The organism is Larkinella insperata, assembly GCF_026248825.1.
GTDB classification, from domain to species: Bacteria; Bacteroidota; Bacteroidia; order Cytophagales; family Spirosomataceae; genus Larkinella; species Larkinella insperata.
The window spans coordinates 6,323,224-6,343,829 of the sequence record NZ_CP110973.1 but is presented as its reverse complement, the minus strand read 5'-3'; the positions used below and the strand labels follow the sequence as shown (position 1 = coordinate 6,343,829).

At 52.3% G+C, this 20,606-nt stretch carries 17 protein-coding genes; 3 read left to right on the top strand and 14 right to left on the bottom strand.

What is annotated here, in order from left to right; genetic code table 11:
* Nucleotide 1 precedes the first annotated feature (1 nt).
* The 5 genes from OQ371_RS25540 to OQ371_RS25520 form a co-directional block, all read right to left on the bottom strand.
* Nucleotides 2-1,075, bottom strand: a complete 1,074-nt coding sequence (locus tag OQ371_RS25540; protein WP_265991311.1) for a DegT/DnrJ/EryC1/StrS family aminotransferase — start codon at nucleotides 1,073-1,075, stop codon at nucleotides 2-4.
* Nucleotides 1,068-2,333: an ABC transporter ATP-binding protein gene (locus OQ371_RS25535; protein ID WP_265991310.1), complete on the bottom strand. Its 1,266-nt coding sequence runs from the start codon at nucleotides 2,331-2,333 to the stop codon at nucleotides 1,068-1,070. The genes OQ371_RS25540 and OQ371_RS25535 overlap by 8 nt, the downstream gene beginning before the upstream one ends.
* A 98-nt stretch (nucleotides 2,334-2,431) precedes the next feature.
* Complete coding sequence (locus tag OQ371_RS25530) at nucleotides 2,432-3,271, bottom strand: ABC transporter permease (RefSeq protein ID WP_265991307.1); 840 nt, start codon at nucleotides 3,269-3,271, stop codon at nucleotides 2,432-2,434.
* 102 nt (nucleotides 3,272-3,373) lie between these two features.
* A complete protein-coding gene (locus OQ371_RS25525; protein WP_265991305.1) occupies nucleotides 3,374-4,480 on the bottom strand; it encodes a hypothetical protein in 1,107 nt (368 codons plus the stop codon).
* Between the two features lie 17 nt (nucleotides 4,481-4,497).
* Nucleotides 4,498-7,062, bottom strand: coding sequence for a polysaccharide biosynthesis/export family protein (locus OQ371_RS25520; RefSeq protein WP_265991303.1), 2,565 nt, complete (start codon nucleotides 7,060-7,062; stop codon nucleotides 4,498-4,500).
* 353 nt (nucleotides 7,063-7,415) lie between these two features.
* Between OQ371_RS25520 and OQ371_RS25515 the strand changes: the two genes are divergently transcribed.
* Both OQ371_RS25515 and pheA read left to right on the top strand, forming a co-directional pair.
* Nucleotides 7,416-9,302: a DNA topoisomerase IV subunit B gene (locus tag OQ371_RS25515; protein WP_265991302.1), complete on the top strand. Its 1,887-nt coding sequence runs from the start codon at nucleotides 7,416-7,418 to the stop codon at nucleotides 9,300-9,302.
* Between the two features lie 208 nt (nucleotides 9,303-9,510).
* The gene (gene pheA, locus OQ371_RS25510; RefSeq protein WP_265991301.1) at nucleotides 9,511-10,587 is read left to right on the top strand and encodes a prephenate dehydratase; all 1,077 of its coding nucleotides are present in this window, start codon (nucleotides 9,511-9,513) and stop codon (nucleotides 10,585-10,587) included.
* Nucleotides 10,588-10,659: 72 nt separating this feature from the next.
* On the opposite strand, the gene OQ371_RS25505 is transcribed toward pheA, so the two are convergent.
* The 7 genes from OQ371_RS25505 to OQ371_RS25475 form a co-directional block, all read right to left on the bottom strand.
* Nucleotides 10,660-11,625 (bottom strand): bifunctional riboflavin kinase/FAD synthetase, encoded by a 966-nt coding sequence (locus tag OQ371_RS25505; RefSeq protein WP_265991300.1) that lies wholly within the window; start codon nucleotides 11,623-11,625, stop codon nucleotides 10,660-10,662.
* Nucleotides 11,622-12,311 (bottom strand): tRNA pseudouridine(55) synthase TruB, encoded by a 690-nt coding sequence (truB, locus tag OQ371_RS25500; RefSeq protein WP_265991299.1) that lies wholly within the window; start codon nucleotides 12,309-12,311, stop codon nucleotides 11,622-11,624. The genes OQ371_RS25505 and truB overlap by 4 nt, the downstream gene beginning before the upstream one ends.
* Before the next feature lie 85 nt (nucleotides 12,312-12,396).
* On the bottom strand, nucleotides 12,397-13,176 hold the full coding sequence (locus OQ371_RS25495) for an undecaprenyl-diphosphate phosphatase (protein WP_265991298.1): 780 nt from the start codon (nucleotides 13,174-13,176) through the stop codon (nucleotides 12,397-12,399).
* Nucleotides 13,173-13,376, bottom strand: a complete 204-nt coding sequence (locus OQ371_RS25490; protein ID WP_111631096.1) for a DUF3098 domain-containing protein — start codon at nucleotides 13,374-13,376, stop codon at nucleotides 13,173-13,175. Before OQ371_RS25490 ends, OQ371_RS25495 begins: the two co-directional genes overlap by 4 nt.
* A gap of 38 nt (nucleotides 13,377-13,414) precedes the next feature.
* Nucleotides 13,415-14,290: a cell division protein FtsX gene (locus OQ371_RS25485; RefSeq protein ID WP_265991297.1), complete on the bottom strand. Its 876-nt coding sequence runs from the start codon at nucleotides 14,288-14,290 to the stop codon at nucleotides 13,415-13,417.
* 313 nt (nucleotides 14,291-14,603) lie between these two features.
* Complete coding sequence (locus OQ371_RS25480; protein ID WP_265991296.1) at nucleotides 14,604-14,987, bottom strand: DUF779 domain-containing protein; 384 nt, start codon at nucleotides 14,985-14,987, stop codon at nucleotides 14,604-14,606.
* A 128-nt stretch (nucleotides 14,988-15,115) separates the two neighbouring features.
* Nucleotides 15,116-16,654 (bottom strand): aldehyde dehydrogenase family protein, encoded by a 1,539-nt coding sequence (locus tag OQ371_RS25475; RefSeq protein ID WP_265991295.1) that lies wholly within the window; start codon nucleotides 16,652-16,654, stop codon nucleotides 15,116-15,118.
* A 200-nt stretch (nucleotides 16,655-16,854) separates the two neighbouring features.
* Here OQ371_RS25475 and OQ371_RS25470 point away from each other — a divergent pair, with 200 nt between their 5' ends.
* Nucleotides 16,855-17,784: an AraC family transcriptional regulator gene (locus OQ371_RS25470; RefSeq protein WP_265991293.1), complete on the top strand. Its 930-nt coding sequence runs from the start codon at nucleotides 16,855-16,857 to the stop codon at nucleotides 17,782-17,784.
* Between the two features lie 6 nt (nucleotides 17,785-17,790).
* On the opposite strand, the gene OQ371_RS25465 is transcribed toward OQ371_RS25470, so the two are convergent.
* Together OQ371_RS25465 and OQ371_RS25460 are read right to left on the bottom strand one after the other, a co-directional pair.
* The gene (locus tag OQ371_RS25465; protein ID WP_265991292.1) at nucleotides 17,791-18,225 is read right to left on the bottom strand and encodes a DoxX family protein; all 435 of its coding nucleotides are present in this window, start codon (nucleotides 18,223-18,225) and stop codon (nucleotides 17,791-17,793) included.
* Nucleotides 18,226-18,328: 103 nt separating this feature from the next.
* Nucleotides 18,329-20,344 (bottom strand): tetratricopeptide repeat protein, encoded by a 2,016-nt coding sequence (locus OQ371_RS25460; RefSeq protein ID WP_265991291.1) that lies wholly within the window; start codon nucleotides 20,342-20,344, stop codon nucleotides 18,329-18,331.
* Between the last annotated feature and the right edge of the window lie 262 nt (nucleotides 20,345-20,606).

Sequence of the window (20,606 nt, the reverse complement as noted above, 5' to 3'; positions counted from 1 at the left end):
CCTAAAGCAGTTTATTTACAATCGTACAAATCTGATCAATCACGTCTTCCTCCAGATCGGGATACATGGGCAGGCAAAGTACCCGAAGCGCAACATCTTCCGAAATGGGGCAGGGCTGGGTACTTTTCAGGAACGGCAATGTATTCAGGGAAGGGAAAAAGTACCGTCGGGGGTTGATCTGTACCTGTTCCAGGGCAGTTTTTACTTCCAGCAACTTAGCCTCCGACTCAAATACGATCGGATAATAGGCGTAGTTGTACTCGATTTCGGGCTGAATAACCGGCTGCTGCAACCGGGAGAGATCCAGTTGGGAATCGTACCGCGCAAACCGTTGTTTACGGGCTTCAACAAGTTCCGGTACTTTCGGCAGCGTGCACAGCCCCATGGCCGCGTGAAATTCCGAATTTTTTCCGTTGATGCCGATGTCGATGTAGTCGTCGAAGCGGTGGCCGAAACTACGATACAGGCTGAGCTTTTCGGTAACTTCGGGATCGTGGGAAACCACCAGACCTCCTTCAACGGTATGAAATACCTTTGTTGCGTGGAAGCTACAGGTACTGATATCGCCGTAGGCCAGGGCCGATTTTCCTTTGTAGGTAACGCCGAACGAGTGGGCGCCGTCGTAAATAACTTTCAGGTTGTATTTTTTGGCCAGCGCTTCAATGGCGTCAATCTGGCAGAGATTGCCGTAAACGTGCGTAGCCAGAATTGCTTCCGTGTTTTCGGTGATCAACGGTTCGATCTTCTCCGGATCGATGGTGAAATCTTCGGCGCGAACGTCCGCAAAAACCGGCGTGCAGTTTTCCCACAGAATGGCGTGCGTGCTGGCGCAGTACGAAAAAGGCGTGGTAATGATTTCCTTCGTAAGGCCCAGCGCCTTGATGGCCATTTGCAGCACGATGGTTCCGTTGCCGCAATAGTGCAGGTGTTCAATGCCAAGGTAGCTTTTTAGCTCCTGTTCCAGTTGCAGGACAAGCGGACCGTTGTTGGTCAGCTGAATACGTTCCCAGATACCCTCAAGATGTTTGACGTACTCTTCGAAGGGGGGCAGGTATGATTTGGTGATGTTAATCATTCAGAATGTTTTCCTCGAGCATTTCAGTGTGGAATGATAATTGGGGCCGTACGAAACCCGGCCATTTGCCGTACCAGGCTACGCCCTCGCGGTAATCAGCAACGTCAAAGATAAGCCCTTCTTCCATATTGTACAGCGGAGTAACCGTATCTTTTACAATCATCATTGAAACGTTGTAGGTGCCGTCGTTCAGAAAATGACCCGGAACCAGGCACTCACCCGCAATGATACCCTTGGAATAAGGTTGTGATAAACTGCCGACGTTGAAAATACATTCGCCGGTCATCGAATTCAGGTGCAGGCTCAGGTTGAGGTTGGCCCGGTCCATCATATTCCAGTATTCAAACCGGATGCGGAATGGCGTCCGAACGTCAATGAAAAGCTGACCGTCAACGTATTCGGGTACAATTTCGATCTTCTTCACCCGGACCAGATCGTTGCCCGGAGCTTCTTCCGGGGTATTCCACTCGCGCAGCAGCTTGGTTTTCGAGACTTTACTCATGTACGAAGCAATCACCTGGTTGGTTTCGCCCTGTTCGATGAGTCGGCCCCGTTCGAAGTACAGCGACTTGTTGCACAGCGCCTGCACCGCCGTCATGTTGTGGCTGACGAACAGAATGGTCCGACCCGTGGCCGATACATCCCGCATTTTACCGAGGCTCTTTTTCTGAAATTCGGCGTCACCTACGGCCAGCACTTCGTCGATAATCAGGATTTCGGGGTCGAGATGGGCCGCAATCGCAAAGCCCAGCCGCACGTACATCCCCGAGGAATACCGTTTGACGGGCGTATCCAGAAATTTTTCAATGCCGCCAAAGTCGACAATGGCATCAAACTGCTTCCGGATTTCTTCGCGGGTCATCCCCAGAATTGCCCCGTTGAGGAAGATGTTTTCGCGGCCCGTCAGTTCAGGGTGGAAGCCTGTTCCGACTTCCAACAGACTCGCAATACGACCCCGGATGTGAATGCGGCCGGAGGTGGGTTCGGTAATTTTGCTGAGCACTTTCAGCAGGGTGGATTTCCCGGCTCCGTTGTGACCAACAATACCAATCCGGTCACCCTGTTCGATGGAAAAGTTAACATCCCGTAGCGCCCAGAATTCCTCGTGCTCGATGTGTTCCAGGTCCGGGTCTTTTTTCCCTTTAAAAATTTTACTTAACTGATCGGACACAGCATCCTTGATACTCGAACTTTTCTTGCCGCGTTTATGGTCGATGATGTATCGTTTGCTGATGCCTTCTGCTGTAATGACCGCCATAGCTTATGGGTTGCCGGTTGTTTAATCGTTAGTTATCCATTCGTAATAAAGGGGCGTAGGGCGCAATTTACTATTAGACTGGAAACCAGCAACCTTGGTTATATTTCGTCTACAAAAGTGTTTTCCCGTCTCCGGAAAAAATAAATGGAGATGAATAGAAATACTCCGACAATGATGACAGAATTGATGACGCTGTCTGGTTTAAAAAAAGCGTTTTCACCTAATAACGACCATTTGAAGCCGTCGATAATACCTACCATCGGATTCAGATAATAGAACGGATGCCACCATTCACCGGCATTCTCTTCAACCAACCGGCTACTGTAGGCAATTGGACAGGCATAAAAGCCGATTTGTACAATGAACGGAATCAACTGCCCAATGTCCCGGAATCTAACGTTCAACACCGCAAAGATAAGACCAAAAGCAAACGATGCCAGTAACGCCAGCAGGATAAAGAGGGGAAGAAACAGAATGTGCCAGTCGGGCCAGAATTGATACCAAATGGCCAAAACAATAAACAAACCCAGCGAAACCAGAAAATCGATGAAGCTAACGACCGATGAGCTGAGCGGCATGATGAGCCGGGGAAAGTAGACTTTGGTGACCAGGTTGGCGTTGGCCGTGATGCTGGTGCTGATCTGGGTGAAGGCGTTCGAGAAAAAGGTCCAGATGGTCAGACCGGCCAGAATCATCAGCGGGTAGGGAATACCGGGATCGCCTTGGAGTTTGGCCACTTTGCTGAAAACGAAAAACATAATCAGCATGGTGATCAACGGCCGGATCAGACTCCAGGACGTGCCCAGGATTGTCTGTTTGTAGCGGACCGAAATGTCGCGGACCGAAAGAATGTAGAGTAGTTCCCGATTTTTCCACAGGTCCCGCCAGTAATGTCTTTCTGACCGGCCCGCTTCAATAACCACTTCGTGTGTTTTCACAGATTTGCTTTAACGAAAAGTGAACAGAGGATACGAGACCAAATAACGAGGAATGCTGAAGCGGCTCGCGGGCCTGTTTCAGCATTCCTCGTTACGTATGAATTAGCTCTGCATGATACTCTGGTAGGTGACTTTCAGGAAGACGGCGATCATCCCTAGCATCAGCCCCAGCACCAGACCGGTTTTCATGGCAAACGGTTCATGGCTTTCCTTGAACAAAGGCAGGGCCACCGGTTCGACAATTGTGAACAGCGGAGCCTCTTTAATCAGGCTCAACTGCAGGTTGTCGACGCTCTGTACCGCCGAGTAATACAGCTGCTGCAGGAACGTTGAGTTGCGGGTCAGTTTGGTTTGCTGCAACTGCCCTTCAGCCACCACGATCTGCTGGTTCTGGTCGATATACCGGGCCAGATTGGAATCGTTTCTGCCCAGTACCTTCGCCAACGAATCCCGTCGAGACTTCATCAATTGCAGCATTTCGTTGGTTTTCTTGCTCTGCTTTTCCGTGTAGTCTTCCTGAACCGTCTCCAGCAGGGTCTCTACCCAGATTTTAGCCAGTGGCTCAGAATGTTGCCCCGTTCTCAGCGTCAGGAAAGACGATTTTCGGTCGAGCTGGGCAATGCTGGTTTCCCCCTTGATCCGGTTATAAACACCATCCAGCGCTTTGTTTTCAATGCGCGTAAAGGTTTTTGGATCTTTCCCGCGCACAAACCGGAAATTTCGCAGCGTATCTTCTTCTTCCCACTCGTCATCCCGAATACCGCTGTGTTCAATGTAGTAATTAATCATCAGGTCCTTGTGGCCCTGTTTGGTCATCAGCGTATCAACTTCCTTCAGCAGCGACCGGGAGATGATGGGTCGGGAAACCACGTAATACAGAAAGTTTTCACCCGTAAAGATGTTGGCTTCCGGGGCACCACCACCCAGTCCGAACATACTGGCCAGCCCTCCCAAATCGCCCATTCCACTTTGCCCCGAGCTACCACCGAGGTTGAACGTGATGTAGGCCGTGAAGGTGGGGCGTTTGTCCTGATTCAAATCAATGATGAAGCCGATAATCCCACCGAGCACGATGAATGTGACGATGAGCTTCCAACTCTTGACCACCTGGTTTTTAAACACAATAAACCGGCTGATCACTTCTTTGGGAGAAATCTGATCGGGTGGCAGCCCGTTGTTGTCTTGTTTTCTTGAATCGATTGTTTCCATAATACTGGTTGGTCGAATTACTGGGCTAATGCTCTAAGAGCAACTAAAGTAGTAACCAATCCGATGATCGAACCTGCGATGGTGGTTGTGCTCTGAATAATCTGTAGCGGGGTTAGCGCTCCTTTGGTTTGCTGAGGAACAATAATTTCAGAACCCGGCTCAACCCTTGGATAGATGTTGAAGAATGCAAACCGGCGCGTACGATCGGCTGAACCGTTGGCATACACAACATAAGCCTTCTTCCGGGCCGAACGGCTAGTAAAACCACCCGCCTGTGAAATATAATCCTGGAACGATTGGCCCCGGCGGAATTTTGCCGTTGTGGGCAGCAGAACTTCTCCGCCAACGCGTACGGTTTCCAGTTGCTTCGGAATCCGTAATTCATCCCCTTCCTGTAAAATCATATCTTCCATCGATCCGGGATCGCTCATGATTTTTTGAAGATTGATCCCGATAAGCTGCTGCGTGTTCTGGTCCGCTGCCTCAGGCCGTACCACGGCTTTCGGGCTGTCGTCGGCCAATTCATTAATGGTTTGCTGGCGAATTTGCTTTTCTGCTTCGCTAAGACGGATTTCCCGGACAAGCGTGGCACCCGGCACGTACGCAAACGGTGTTAGTCCTCCGGCCATTTTGACCAGATCCGAAATCCGCTGGTCTTTTGTGACAACGGGGTACTCGCCCGGCATTATCACTTCCCCCTCTACGGTAACAAACGTTTGAATCCGGTAGTTAGGCGACCGTCGCACAATAACCTGATCATAAGGGTACAGCATAAATTTGCTGTCGGTGGATTTGATGCTGAGATCACGATCGACGCTGAACCGGAAAATTTCCGAAACCTGGGCCGATTTTGAATTGACCTCCACATCTTTTTTGCGCCGAACGATTTCAATTTGCGCAGCCGCAGCCGATTCCTTCAAACCACCCGCCCGCAGAATCAGGTCTTCGAGCGTCATATTGGCAACGTACGGTGTTGATTCAATGGGCGTGATCACTTCACCGGTAATGCTGATGTCGGCAAATTCGGCCATGTCGAAACGGGACGGAATAATGACCTGATCTTCGCGTTGCAATTGCACGTCCGGCTGCGTACCGTTTATGATATCCGCCAAATTTAAGGAGATATTGTCGATCGCCATATCTTCCCGGGTACGAACAATTTGAATCCGACCCGTAAACGCATCGCCTTTCAGACCTTCGGCGCTGGCAATCAACTGCTTCAGGCTTTTATTTTGATCGAGGGAGTAAACACCCGGCCGGAACACGGCCCCCTGAATACCCACTTGATTCTCAAATCGGACCAGCACGGCTTCCACCGAAACCTGATCCCCGTCTTCCAGTGGGAAAGACGAAAATTCAGAATCCACTACGTCGATCATTTTCAGTTCCCGCTTGGTAAACCGTGTTACCTTGACGCGGGCTTTGTAGGCATTGCTGGAAAAACCGCCCGCCAGTTCGAGCAGGCGGGCCATTGGCTCGCCGGGCAGCATTTCAAAAATGTTATTGCGCCGAGTTGATCCGGTAATTTCGACGTGCGCCTTGTAGGTTGTAAAACGAATGTTGTCGTTGTCCTGGAGCCGGATGTCATTCCGTTGCACCCCGCTGGTCAGGAAGTCGTACAAGTCAAGGGACGCCACGACGCGGTTGTTGCGAATCACCTGAACGTTCCGGAAGGAGCCAATTTCGCTGGGGCCACCCGCCTGATAGATCACGTTCATGGCCGTTGACAGTGACGAAACCGTGTAGGTGCCGGGGCGAATGGCTTCGCCGGTTACCGTCACCCGAATGCTGCGAATATCACCCAGTGTGACTACCATGTAGGTGTTGGCCGCACCGTACGGCCCGCTTTTCAGGCCGACATAAATTTTCGACAGACGATCCAGAATTCGGGTTTTAGCCTGCTCAATGGTTAAACCCGCCACGTGAATCGGTCCAACCCGCTGGATATAGATAAAACCGTCGGGATTGACCGTCGTTGGGTACGTAGCTTCCGAATAGCCGTAAATGTTGATGTTTAGTTCGTCGTTAGGACCCACCACGTAGCCTTTCGGCGTCGCGATGTTTAGGTTCGGCTGAAACACGCCTGCGTTGGCTGGGTCGTTAAAAAGCTGATAACCGAACAATTTGCGACGTTGGGCGGCCAGTTCCCGTTCGCGCTGCAGTTCCTGTTCTGTTTTGAGTTGCGTATTGTCCGTGTCTCCAATGGGTTCGTCGGTGGCACCAACGCCTTCCGCGCCGGTGGCGTCAAGACCGGCACCCGTTTGCTGGCCCTGTTGGCCTTGCTGGCCCGTTCCCGTACCTGCGCCTTGTTGGCCGGCCTGACCACGACCGCCCTGCTGGTTTGCGCCTTGTTGGGCTGCACCGGTTTGCCCGGCCTGACCGCGCGTTCCCTGTTGGGTGGCGCCCGGAAGCGTACCCTGCGTTTGACTGCGGGGCGTCGTACCGGTTTGCCCCGGAAGCTGACCGCCGGGGAGCTGTCCTGGGCGTGGCACACCGGCCGGAAGCGTGGCAGGGGCCGATGTGGGGGCCGAGGGGGCCTGAATAACCTGGGCGGTTGCCTGCAAACCTGTGCAGATCAGCACGACACCAAGAAGCGTTCTGCGGAAAAATTGCATCGAAGAGAAGGCGAAAAATTTTGAGCTTAAAAAATGGTATTGTGGAGATTTTTGCATATTTTTAAGAATGTGTACGGCCGTTCCTGGACGCTCAATCTCAGTCACTTTTTGTTTATTAACGGTAATAAAACGGGTATTGGTGTAATTTAACGCACTTTGCGCTACAAAGTAAACGAACTTTTACTACTTTTTAAACATTTTCTCTTTAAAGGCCAAAATTTCATATTTTGCGAACATCCGTCACACAATCCGTGCCGGTTTTTCCGTTGTTAGGCATTTTTTAACGCATCCCAATTAATAATCCGTTTAATAGTCACCTAATGGACAGTAATCAACAATACACCGAAGACAGCATTCGATCCCTCGACTGGCGGGAGCATATTCGGCTTCGGCCCGGTATGTACATTGGTAAACTGGGCGATGGTTCGGCCGCTGATGACGGTATTTACGTTTTGCTTAAAGAAGTCATCGATAACTGTATCGATGAGCACGTGATGGGCAACGGTAAGCTGATCGATATTAAAGTAACCGACCACCGCGTTGAAGTACGGGACTACGGCCGGGGTATTCCCCTCGGGAAAGTGGTCGATGTAGTTTCCAAAATCAATACCGGGGGGAAATACGATTCCGGCGCGTTCCAGAAATCCGTCGGGCTGAACGGGGTCGGTACCAAAGCCGTTAACGCGCTGTCCACGTTTTTCCGGGTGCAGTCGTACCGGGAAGGCAAGACCGTCTGGGCCGAATTTGAACGTGGGGTGCTGGTTCGCCAGGAGGAGGACAGCTCCAACCAGCGAAATGGTACGCTGGTAGTTTTTGAGCCGGATAATACGGTGTTTAAGAACTTCCACTTCATCCCGCAGTTTCTGGAAAACATGATCTGGAACTACTGCTACCTGAACGCCGGGTTAACCATCAGTTTCAACGGTCAAAAATTTGTTTCACAGAACGGTCTGCTGGATCTGCTACGGAACAAAACCGACGAGGAGGCCCTGCGGTATCCGATCATTCACCTGAAAGGCGGGGACATTGAAATTGCCCTGACGCACGGCAACCAGTACGGCGAAGAATATTATTCGTTCGTAAACGGGCAGTACACCACCCAGGGAGGAACCCACCTGGCCGCACTGCGCGAAGCCTTCGTTAAAACCGTCCGGGAATATTTCAAGAAGGAATACGATGCCGCCGACATTCGGGCGTCGATCATTGCCGCCATCAGCGTGCGGGTGCAGGAGCCGGTGTTTGAATCGCAGACCAAGACCAAGCTGGGCTCGATCAACATGGCGCCCGACGAAAACAGCCCCAGCGTTCGGTCGTTCGTCATCGATTTTGTGAAAAACCAACTCGACGACTTTCTGCACATGAACGGCGATACGCGGGAAGCCCTCAAGAAGCGGATTGAGCAGTCGGAGCGGGAACGCAAAGAACTGGCCGGGATTAAAAAACTGGCGAATGATCGGGCCAAAAAAGCCAACCTGCACAACAAAAAACTTCGCGATTGCCGGAACCACCTGCCCGATATCAAAGCCGAAGATCGCTACAACACAACGCTGTTCATCACGGAAGGAGACTCGGCCAGCGGTTCGATTACCAAATCCCGGAATGTGCAGACCCAGGCGGTATTCAGCCTCCGTGGCAAACCGTTGAACTGCTTCGGACTGACCAAGAAAGTGGTCTACGAAAACGAGGAGTTTAACCTGCTGCAACACGCGCTCGACATCGAAGACGGTCTGGACAGTTTGCGCTATAACCGCATCGTTATTGCCACCGACGCCGATGTAGACGGAATGCACATCCGGCTGCTGATGATGACGTTCTTCCTGCAATTCTTCCCCGATCTGGTCCGTAACGGTCACCTCTACATTCTGGAAACCCCGTTGTTTCGGGTCCGGAATCCGAAAAACCACAAGGAAACGATCTACTGCTATTCGGAAGAAGAGAAGCAGGTTGCCATCAATAAGCTGACGAAAGGGGGCAAGAAAATCGAAATCACCCGGTTTAAAGGCCTGGGCGAAATCTCCCCGGAAGAGTTCGGGCTGTTTATCGGCGACAACATGCGGCTGGAACCGGTGATCATGGAGAAAGAAACCTCCATTCCGAAACTGCTCAGCTATTACATGGGTAAGAACACACCCGACCGCCAGCGATTCATTATTGACAACCTCCGGATCGAGAAAGACATGGAGGAGCTTGCGCTGGTGCTGAGTTAACATTCACGATGTTGCTTCGCAGGATTGGGCAAGGGCTGCGCTCAACCCTGCGAAGCAACAATGGGTTTCCGCGCAAGATCGTGGGGAATGGTTCGCAGGATGAACGGGATCGGATTCACAAAAATTAAACCGTTAATCCTGATTTTTGGGTACTTTTGTGCGTCGAAGCCCGTATCGCTTCCCGCTTTTACCCAAAACTTTTTTGCCAGTGACGCTCGAATCCCTCCGCATTCAGATTGATAGCATCGACGACCAACTGCTGCAACTGCTCAACCAACGCATGGAAGTGGTCAGGCAGGTTGGCGAACTGAAAAAGTCCACCAAATCCGTTATATACCGCCCCGAACGCGAAAAGCAGATCCTTGACCGTCTCCACCAGGCCAGTACGGGCTTGCTGACCCCGGCGGCTATTGATGCCATTTACCTGGAAATCTTCGCGGTATCGCGGAACCTGGAAATGCCCGAGCGGGTCGCGTACCTGGGGCCGGAGGGGAGTTTTACGCACCAGGCCGCCGAAAGCCGGTTTGGGGCGATGAGTGATTACATTGCGCTACCCACCATTCGGTCCGTATTCGAAAGCGTGGAAACGGGCCGCTGCCGATTTGGTGTGGTACCCATCGAAAACAACCAGGAGGGGATTGTCAACGAGACCATCGACCTGCTGCTGGAAAAAGACCTGTTGATTGCCGCCGAAGCGCAGATTCCGGTGCATTTTACCTTTGCAACCCAAACCGACGTTCTGAGCGAAATCACGCATATTTACTCCAAAGACATTGCGTTCGGGCAGTGCAGCAAGTTTTTACGGGATTACTTCGACGGGTTGCCCGCCCAACTGGTACCGGTAGAATCCACTTCCAAGGCCGCTAAACTGGCCTCCCAACACCCCAAAGCCGCGGCAATTTGCTCCAATATTGCGTCCAAACTGTTCGGCGTGCCGGTTCTCTTTGACAACATTGAAGACACGGACCTGAACCGGACGCGGTTTCTGGTGCTGGCCAAAGACTTTACGAACCAGAAAAGCGGCCATGACAAAACGACCATCATTGCCCGGCTGCCCAACACAAACAAACCGGGGGTTCTGGCGCAGTTTCTCCAGGAATTTGACGCCCGTCATATCAACCTGACCAAAGTCGAAAGCCGTCCGCTGCGCGAAGGAGCTACCTTCCGCTACTGGTTTCTGATCGAATTTGAAGGGCACGTGGAAGATCCCGGTGTGCAGGAAATTCTGAAGCACCATGCCGCCGATGTCAAGTGGTTGGGGAGTTACGTGAAGTCGCTGGGCTGAAATAGAGTTGGGAGAGATGAGTTATGAATGAACCGACGTGGAGTAGTACGTCCTTCATAACTCATTTTTCTTTTATGCGTTGCCCGGCTTGTTTCCAGCTTGCAGAATGGTTCGGGCCTGCTCCACGTCCAGGTGCATCTGATCGACCAAAGCCGCTAGTCCTTCGTACTTCAGCTCGGGCCGGAGGTACTCGATAAACCGCACCGTCAGGTGCTCGCCGTAGATTTCCTGGTTAAAATCAAAGATGAAAACCTCGAGGGTGCGGTGCGTGCCGCCAACGGTCGGGCGCGTGCCGATGCTCATGGCCCCCCCCAGCGTTTTGCCTTTGTAAATCACCTCGGTTGCATAAATACCGTTGGCGGGCACCAGCTTGCTCGGATCGTCGACCTGAATATTGGCCGTCGGGAAACCGATGGTGCGGCCCAGTTGCTGGCCTTTCACGATGGTGCCGCTCAGGCTGTAGGGGCGGCCCAGGAACTTGGTAGACGTTTCCAGATCGCCTTCCAGCAGCGCCTTCCGGATTTTGGACGAGCTGACACCCACGTCCTCAACGTCCTGACGGGGAATCTCCTCGATCTCGAAACCGTATTCGTGGGCGTGCTGCTGCAAGTATTCAAAGCTGCCTTCGCGGTTTCGGCCAAAATGGTGATCGTAGCCAATAACCAGCTTTTTCGTACCGATCTGGTCGACCAGGATTTGCTGGATGAATTCCGCCGAGGAGAGCTCGGAGAAGGAGCGCGTAAACGGAATAACGACCAGATGATCGACTCCGGCGGCTTCCAGCAGCTCGGTTTTTTCTTCCAGCGTCGAAAGCAGTTTCAGGCCCTGGCTGTCGTTGGAAACCACCGTGCGGGGGTGTGGCCAGAAGGTCAGCACAACGGTTTCGCCTTTCTGGCCTCTGGTGTCGCCCCGTTGGGCAATTTCGGTCAGGCGGCTAATGATTTTCTGATGACCCAGATGGACCCCGTCGAAGGTACCGCTGGTAACAACGGCGTAGGGGATGGGTTGAAATGTATCGGTTCCGTGGTAAATCTTCATGAAGGTAATGACTCAGCGGGGCGGCATTTGCGGATAAATCCTTCAACGGAATCGGCCTCTTCAATCCGAAAATCACCAATTCGTGTCCGACGGAGGGCTTTTAAATAGGCTCCGTTTTGCAAAAGCAGTCCCAAATCACGCACTAAGCTACGGATGTAAGTCCCTTTCGAGCAAACAATCCGGAAATCAATTTCGGGAAATCGTTCCGTATCGACTTCAAAAGCAGTAACCGTAATGGTACGCGATTTAATTCCCCCTTCCACTTTATCGGCGGTTTCGCCCCGGCGGGCGCGTTCGTAAAGCCGTTCGCCGTTGACCCGCACTGCCGAATAGATGGGGGGAATCTGGTCGATCACGCCGGTCAGTTGTTGGGCGGCTTGCTGAACGGCTTCTGGGGTCAGGCCGGAAACCTCAAATTCGGCGTCGAAAGCCGTTTCGAGATCAACGGAGGGGGTGGTTTTTCCGAGCACGAGTGTGCCGGTATATTCTTTTTCCTGCGCCTGGTAGCTGTCGATCTGCTTGGTCATTTTGCCCGTGCAGAGAATCAGCAATCCCGTTGCCAGCGGATCAAGCGTTCCGGCGTGGCCGATTTTCTTGAACTTGCAAGCGAATTTGAGCTTCTTGACAACATCAAACGACGTCCAGGTAAGCGGTTTGTCGATGAGAATGAGTTGACCTTCGTCCATAAAAAATTCTGAACCTGGAAAACGCAGACTGTTGGGTTCTCCAGGTTCAGATCGTAGTTAATTCTTCAATGTATGTAATCCGACCTCAGACAATATCCAGTTTGACGCCAGCCGCAATCAGGCCGAGTAAGAGCAAGCCCAGCGCGATGCGGTAATACCCAAATACCTTAAAGCCGTATTTGGTTACAAAGCCGACAAATCCACGGATGGCAATCAAACCGACCACGAAGGCGATGGCGTTACCGATCAGCAGCACCTGAATATCATCGGACTGAATGCTTTTGTAGCTCTTCAGCAGTTTGTAGCCCGTTGCGGCCGCCATGGTTGGCACGGCCAGGAAGAACGAAAACTCCGCGGCTTGTTTCCGGGTAAGGCCCTGCGCCATGCCCCCAATGATGGTAGCGGCCGAGCGCGACACGCCCGGAATCATGGCGATGCACTGGAAGAAGCCGATTTTGAGCGCTTCCGGAAACGTTACATCGTAATCCCGCGGGAATTGCTTGAAAATCTTGTCGATAAAAACCAGCAGGATACCACCCAGCAGTAGCGTGATGGCCACCACGGTTACATTTTCGAGCAGCGAGTCAATGAAATCATTGAGCAGGAAGCCAATGACGGCGGCTGGCAAAAAGGCCACGAAAAGCTTCAGGTAAAAGTCCGTGGTTTGCAGAAACCGGCGCCGGTAAAGCACCAGTACCGAGATGATACAGCCAAACTGGATGTTGATGGTGTACAGCTTGGTAAATTCCGACTTGCTGATACCGACCAAAGACGAATAGATGATCATGTGCCCCGTTGACGAGACGGGCAAAAACTCAGTCAGGCCCTCAATGATGGCCAGAATGATCGCGTGGAGGATACTCATTGATTCGTAGGTCGGCGCAGAATGGCAAAAAATTCAAGAATAAAACCACCCATCACGATCAGCGGTCCGATGGTAAGACCTAATGCACCAAAGCCAAACTCCTCGGAGTCAAGGCTCATGACGATGAAGCCGAACAGGATAACGACCACGCCGATGATCATCAGGGTATAATTGGCGCGTCCGAAGGGAAGTTTACTCATAATTCAACAGTGGTTCGAATGGTTAAAAATCGGGATGGTCAATACAACTCATCCAGGGATAAACGCAGGTAACGGTGTACTGCCTGAAACGTACTGATCAGGCCAATAATAATGCCAAGAACAATTACCGAACCCAGCAGAATACCGGTTTTTTCGGGTTCCTGCAGAGTGGCCAGGCCGTCGATGTTGCGCAGGGCTACCTGCAACAGGATGAACAGCAGGGCCGCGGCAATCAGCCCGCTGATGAGTCCCTGCGTCATACCGCGCCGTAAAAACGGAAGCTGGATGAAACCGTTGGTAGCGCCAACCAGTTGCATACTCCGGATCAGCAACCGTTGTGAGTACAGCGCCAGGCGGATGGTATTGTTCATTAAGACGATGATAATCACCAGCATAATCACCGCAAAAACCGACATGATGATGTAGATTTTGGTGATATTCTTATTGATTTCATCCACGATGTTTTCCTGGTAAATGACCTCAAAAACACCGTCGACATCTTCCAGATCGGATTTTACCTGCTGCAGCTTGGCTTCCTCGAAGTAATCTTCCTGCAGCTTGATGCGGTAGCTGTCACGAAGCGGGTTCTCGTTCAGAAAGTTGCTGAAATTCTCCTGGGTATCGGCCATAAATTCTTTGGCCGCCGTTTCTTTGCTGACAAAGTTGACCTGCGGGGCGGGCCCGTCGTAGAGGACATACGGTTTTTTTACGATCTCGCTGTGCAGCTTTTCAAGCTGCTTCTTATCCAAATCTTTATCCAGAAACACCCGAACTTCGTTGTTTTCGCGGATGTACCGGACCAGTTTTTTGGACTGAAGCACCAGCATTCCGCAAAAACCGATCAGAAACAACGCCGAAGTCAGGCTGAAAAGAATCATCCCACCGGGGTACGCACCTACTTTCTTTTTGGCCATAGAAAACGCAGTCTGGCAACAGTATGCATCTAGTTTGCTGCAAAAATACGGATTTTGCCCAAACCGTTGGTGTTCGGTGTCGGGAAGAAGGGAGATTTAGGAAAAATTAAGAGAGTTGGTGCCAAATTAGGGCAAGGCCTGAATCATCCGGGCGCAATGATTTCAGCAACCCCTGAACGCTTTTCCCGGGGTAGGCGTAAAAAGGTTCGGTTAGCCACGTCCGGTTTGGAGCCGCTGGTGCCTTGCGCACTGGCCCCTAATAACCGCACATGACTAACCGAAAACGGACGCCTGTACACGATCTCAATCCCGATCAGGCCTCCGCGGGGCCAACATGAACGGGCGGTAACTGATTAAGCTCTTCCATTTCAAACAGCCGCGATCGAATTAAAAACCGGATGCCCAACGGAATTTCGAGCGAGAAACTGGCCCCCCGGCCCGGCGTTACGTCGACGGTCAGGTGGGTGTGTTTCCAGTATTCAAACTGATCCTCCGACATGTAAAAATCGCAGCCGTGAATCTGACCAAGCCAGACGTCGGAGGAGCCGATCCGGAAGTCGCCTTTTTCAAAACACATCGGCGATGATCCGTCGCAGCAGCCTCCGCTCTGGTGGAACATTAATTCGCCGTGTTCCCGGCGCAGTCTGTCGATGATGATGGTCGCGGCTTCCGTTACGTCAACGCGGGAAATAGCCATAATTTTTGAAGGAGCGAATGAGTGAATGATAGAATGACCGGATCGTCGGGGCGGTGAATCGTACCGCGAACAAAAACGTCATCGCTGCCCCTGCTCACCCATTCTATCATTCACCCGTTCAGAATTGATTAAAAGAATCCGAGTTTATTCTTGCTGTACGAAATCAGCAGGTTTTTCGACTGGCGGTAATGGTTGAGCATCGACAGGTGGTTTTCCCGGCCAAAACCCGACTTTTTATACCCACCGAACGACGCGTGCGCGGGGTAGTTGTGATAACAGTTGACCCACACGCGGCCCGCCTGAATGGCGCGCGGCACCCTATAGAGTTCGTGGGCGTCGCGGGTCCAGACTCCGGCTCCCAGACCGTACAGCGTGTCGTTCGCCATTTCGATGGCTTCGTCCACGGTTTTGTACGTCGTCGCCGAAACCACCGGGCCGAAGATTTCCTCCTGGAAAATCCGCATTTTGTTGTTGCCCTTAAAGATGGTCGGTTCGATGTAGTAGCCGTTTTCAAGGCCATTGTTCAGCCGGGCGGGGCCGCCACCCGTTAAGACTTCGGCCCCTTCCTGCCGGCCTATCTCAATGTACGATAGAATTTTTTCGTATTGGTCGTTGGATGCCTGCGCGCCCATCATGGTTTCGGTGTCGAGCGGGTGACCGAGTTTAATGGCTTTCGTGCGCGCAATCACCCGGTCCATGAAGGCGTCGAAAACACTTTCGTGCACCAGCAGACGCGACGGGCAGGTGCAAATTTCGCCCTGGTTCAGCGCAAACATCACGGCTCCCTCGATGCATTTGTCGAAGAACTCATCGTCGGCATCCATAATCGACGGCAGGAAGATGTTCGGGGATTTGCCGCCCAATTCCATCGTTACCGGGATGAGGTTTTCCGATGCATACTGCATGATCAGCCGGCCCGTCGTCGTTTCGCCCGTAAAGGCTACTTTGGCCACGCGCTTCGATTGCGCCAGCGGCTTGCCCGCTTCGGGGCCAAAACCGTTGACGATGTTGACGACCCCGGCCGGAATTACGTTTTCGAGCAGTTCCATTAGCACCAGAATCGACGTTGGGGTCTGTTCGGCCGGTTTCAGAACGACGCAGCAACCAGCCGCCAGGGCGGGCGCGAGTTTCCAGGTGGCCATCAGCAGCGGGAAGTTCCAGGGGATGATCTGGCCCACCACGCCGATGGGTTCTTTGATGATCATGGAAACCGTATCGGCGTCCAGTTCGGCAATGGAGCCTTCTTCCGCCCGGATGACACCCGCGAAATACCGGAAGTGGTCAACCACCAGCGGCAGGTCGGCGGCCATGGTTTCGCGGACGGCTTTTCCGTTTTCAACGGTTTCAACGCGGGCCAGAAACTCAAGGTTCTTTTCAATGATGTCGGCAATCTTGATCAGCATATTGCTCCGCTCGGTGGCCGACGTGCGCGACCAGCTCGGGAAGGCTTTGTGGGCCGCATCCAGCGCCAGGTCGATGTCGGCCGCTTTCGAGCGGGGGACGCGGGAAATCAGACTATCATCAACGGGGGATTTATTCTCGAAATATTCACCGCCGACGGGGGCTACCCATTTGCCGCCGATAAAATTCTCATACTGATTTTTGAATTTAGGTCGTTCCAATTGGGTGGCCGAACGGGTCGCTACGGGTGCTTCTAAAGTTTCCATGGGTTGAAGAATCTGTTAAACTGATTTTTTGGATTTGAATTGTGACAAATTTTGCCGAAATTGTTCAATGGTATTTTCGCAATTCTCTCAAAAACTTACGGTATCATCTCTTTCTCTTTGACGAGCCCATACCGCAGGTTGCGTTTCGGTTAACCATCCACAAACGAGCAGGTAGATTCCTAAATCGAATTGTTACGCCTATGACAGCGGGAAGAAAGATAGTACAGCAGCAGGAGATCGCGCCATCCTGGGGAGGGCGTCTGGATACGCTGGTTGAGAACAAATTAACGCTGACGCACGAAGTTGCTGAACTGAACCTGTATGAAACTTTCCAGCGGGCTCAGCTGGTCGAACTGGAGTTTAACTCGCCGGTCCTGACGAGTATGCTGACGGGTAAAAAAGTGATGCACATCGATAACCTGAAACCGTTCGACTACCTGCCCGGCGAGTCGCTGGTGTTACCGGCCAACAAGTTGATGAAAATTGATTTTCCGGAAGCGACGGTTCAGACGCCTACCCGCTGCATTGCCCTTTCAATCTCGGGCGAGTTTATTCAGCAAACCGTCAACCACCTGAACGAAGAATATCCGCGCAGCGAACCGAGCGAACTATGGGAGGTGGACGTGAACAACTACCATTTTCGCAACGGCTTTGAAATCAGCCTGCTGATCGATAAAATTATCCGGCTGTATCGGGAAAACAACGCAATGAAGCCGTTTTTTATCCACAACTCGATTCAGGAGCTGATCGTGCGGCTCATGCAGACGCAGGCCCGGCGCGTGCTGGTGGACCAGGCCAAACAGCACATGAACACGCACCGGCTGGCGTACGTCGTGGAGTACATTCGAAAAAATCTGACGAAGACCTTAGCGATCGAAGAGCTATCCAGTCAGGCCTGTTTGTCGAAATCCCATTTCTTCCGCTTGTTTAAAAACGAACTGGGCATGTCGCCGATCCAGTTTATTCTTCAGGAACGTATCCGGCTGGCCAAGCAAATCTTGAGTAATCCGGCCAAATCGATCACGGACGCCTGTTTTGAATCGGGTTTCAACAGCCTGACGCACTTTAGCAGCGCCTTCCGGACCCTGGAGCGCATCAGTCCCCGTCAGTATAAGCAGCAGTTGTTATAAGCGGTTTTAATGGTCGTGTCTCCGCATGTAATCATCCACCGAAAAGCGGCCGGACCCCACTACCAGAAAAACCAGCAAAAGAAGCAGCACCACGACGGATAACCAGAGTTCCGAATTCAGGGCGGAGAAACCGTGGGTGATGTTAACAAAAAATACCGCTCCCAGCAGGATTGGTAACTGAACCAGCACGGCCAGACGGGTCATACAACCCATCGCAATCAGCAAGCCGCCGACCAGATGGGCAAAAGCCACGTAGTGAATCAGAAACATCGGAATCAAATCGAACCGGGTACCGCCCACCAGGTTGGTCAGATGACCCGTATCCCCAATGAAACTTACCCCTTTCAGGAACAGAACAATTCCCAGCATAATGCGAAGTGCGTCAATCCAGGCCGGGTGATGTGTATCTCCCCAATGCTCAACACGTTGTATAACATTCATAACGCAGCATTTTTTGATGTAACGTATTCTAAGTTACCCAAAAATTTTAGATAAAACCAAGAATATGTTTCATTAATAAATGGCTCGTCTGCATAAGCAGCACTCAGATGATCTTGGGGCATTTCGTGCTGCCTGCCATGCGGGTTCGGCGGGCTTTGGGCATCCGCTTGCTGGTAATCCGAACCGGGGGGGCAACCCGGGGCGTGGTCGACTCTTTGACCGCCGACATGGCCAGCAAATCGTCCAGCGGGCGGTACTCCGGTGGGGCCGGAAGGGCATTCTGAATAGGAAAATAATGGTCACCGGGGAATTCGTAATGCTCGAAGTCGTAATCGTACAGGTAGATGTTGATGTAACCGTCTTTGCTGTATTTTGAACTAATGGAGTTGGTTGGCATCAAATCCTGGCCCTGAAGGATGTCGGGTCGTCGGGTCAGCGAATCCTTGAAAAATTCCTTGTACACTTTGTAGCGGTTATACCGGTAGACCAGACTGGCCGAATCGATGGTGATGGCAACGTTCAGGTAATGCCGTCCGTAATCGCCTTTTCCGTTACGGGCGTACAGAACGCCCAGGTTGTTGATGGCACTGCGGTCGAGGTGACCGAGGTAGCTTTTAACGGCTTTGTCGTATTCACCCGTGTTTTTGTAGACGTTCCCCAGGTTGTTGAAATACGTTTTGTGCGTCGAGTCTAGATCGCGGGAGCGTTCGTAGTCGCGGATGGAGCGGTAGTAATATTGCCGTGCGCCGTGCTGGTCTTTCTGCTTTTCGTGCTTCAGTGCCAGGTACGAGCGGACGATACCCCGGTTGTTGAGCAAAAACGCCTTGTGATGACCGCGGTTGATGAGGCTGTCGAGCACCGTCTCGGCTTCTTCAATGCGGTCTTTTTCCAGCAAAGAGATCGAAAGGCCGTTCAGGGCGTTGATGTTCTGCGAATTATGATTTAAAGCCCAGTAGAAATTCTCGTAAGCCTGGTCCATGTCTCCCAGCTTCAGGTACATGTTGCCTTTGTTGGTCAACATCTTATCGTTTTGGGGAGATAGGCGGATGGCTTTTTCCAAGTATTCCAGGGTGTAGCGGGAGCTTTCCTTCTTCCGGTAAACTTCACTGGCACCGGCGTAGGCCGCCGGGTGATCTTTGTTGAGTCGCATCGCCACATTCAAATGCACAAGGGCGGAATCCAACTGGTTCATCTCCAGTTTGGTAAGGCCCAGGCTCAGAAAGCAGTCGGCAAGTTCTTTGTCTTTTTCATCCAGCAAGCTCGACGCTTTGGCGAAGTGCTCCAGTGCTTCCTCGTGCAACCCCTGCCGGTGGCTCACCACACCCAGACCAAGGTGAAGGTGCGGGTCGTCGGGCTTCAGGGCCAGCGCGGCTTCGTATTCGATGCGGGCTGAGCGGTAATCCCGGATGCTGCACAGGGCATTGCCAAGGCCCGTACGGGCTTCCAGCCACTGGGGCCGAAACTGCACCGCCCGCCGAAATTCAGCAACGGCTTTCGAAAACTCTTTTTGACCATAAAAGGCGTTGGCCAGACCGTAGCGAGCTTCCGCCTGGTTGCTGCGGTCGCCGGAGATCAGATAACGGTTGAAACTGGCAGCGGCTTCTTCGTATTGCTTCAGGCCCAGAAGGGCGTTACCAATGCGTACGGGCAGCATGGTTGCCAGTTTGGTCTCTTTTTCAAGGGCTTCATAGGCATTGAGTGCTTCCCGGTGTTTGCCCAGCCCCTGCAGGGCATCGGCTTTCACCAGCCGGTACAGGGGCTCACCGCCCCGGATCCTGACAGCTTCCGAAGCTGCGCGGTTGGCGTCGTCGAACCGACGGGCGTGCAAATAGGCGACGGCGCGGTTGTAAGCGATTTTATCCGCATTCTTTCCGCCAGACGTGTTTTCCAGTAGAGACAAACCCGTTTTTACATCGCCACTCATGCAGAAAAAGATACCCTGGTTGGCCTGAGCCTGGGAGAACGTCGGCGCCTGTTGCAGGAGGGAGGCCGCTTCTTCGTACCGTTTCAGGTGGCTTAAAATGATGGCCTGGTTATACAGGAGGGTGTCGGAAGGGCGTCCGGCAGCGGCCCGCTTGAGCAACTGGAGGGCCCCGGCGTAATTTTTATTTCGGGCCAATCGGAGCGCCGTGTTGTTGAGACGGGGAACGGAATCCGTTGGTTGAGCAGGCGTTAACTCGAAAGAATACCCAGCTATCGGTTGTATAACGACACACAAGAACAGCACAACAACCTTACACAACAGTCTTGGCATTCGGATCAGAAGTTATGAGGGGGTGGGTGAAGATACGGGTTTTGGCCCGACCTGCCAAAGAAAGTGACGAGGGGATTGCAAATTCCGAGTTTTCGAGCAAACAAAGAAGAGGTATTTTTCGTTAAGG

What these genes read in the sequence shown, in the direction of transcription:
- OQ371_RS25490 (WP_111631096.1), bottom strand. Translation starts at nt 13,376, where the DNA reads ATGAGTAAACTTCCCTTCGGACGCGCCAATTATACCCTGATGATCATC.
- OQ371_RS25495 (WP_265991298.1), bottom strand. Translation starts at nt 13,176, where the DNA reads ATGAGTATCCTCCACGCGATCATTCTGGCCATCATTGAGGGCCTGACT.
- OQ371_RS25475 (WP_265991295.1), bottom strand. Translation starts at nt 16,654, where the DNA reads ATGGAAACTTTAGAAGCACCCGTAGCGACCCGTTCGGCCACCCAATTG.
- OQ371_RS25535 (WP_265991310.1), bottom strand. Translation starts at nt 2,333, where the DNA reads ATGGCGGTCATTACAGCAGAAGGCATCAGCAAACGATACATCATCGAC.
- OQ371_RS25540 (WP_265991311.1), bottom strand. Translation starts at nt 1,075, where the DNA reads ATGATTAACATCACCAAATCATACCTGCCCCCCTTCGAAGAGTACGTC.
- truB (WP_265991299.1), bottom strand. Translation starts at nt 12,311, where the DNA reads ATGGACGAAGGTCAACTCATTCTCATCGACAAACCGCTTACCTGGACG.
- OQ371_RS25480 (WP_265991296.1), bottom strand. Translation starts at nt 14,987, where the DNA reads ATGGCTATTTCCCGCGTTGACGTAACGGAAGCCGCGACCATCATCATC.
- OQ371_RS25465 (WP_265991292.1), bottom strand. Translation starts at nt 18,225, where the DNA reads ATGAATGTTATACAACGTGTTGAGCATTGGGGAGATACACATCACCCG.
- OQ371_RS25525 (WP_265991305.1), bottom strand. Translation starts at nt 4,480, where the DNA reads ATGGAAACAATCGATTCAAGAAAACAAGACAACAACGGGCTGCCACCC.
- OQ371_RS25515 (WP_265991302.1), top strand. Translation starts at nt 7,416, where the DNA reads ATGGACAGTAATCAACAATACACCGAAGACAGCATTCGATCCCTCGAC.
- OQ371_RS25505 (WP_265991300.1), bottom strand. Translation starts at nt 11,625, where the DNA reads ATGAAGATTTACCACGGAACCGATACATTTCAACCCATCCCCTACGCC.
- OQ371_RS25485 (WP_265991297.1), bottom strand. Translation starts at nt 14,290, where the DNA reads ATGGCCAAAAAGAAAGTAGGTGCGTACCCCGGTGGGATGATTCTTTTC.
- OQ371_RS25470 (WP_265991293.1), top strand. Translation starts at nt 16,855, where the DNA reads ATGACAGCGGGAAGAAAGATAGTACAGCAGCAGGAGATCGCGCCATCC.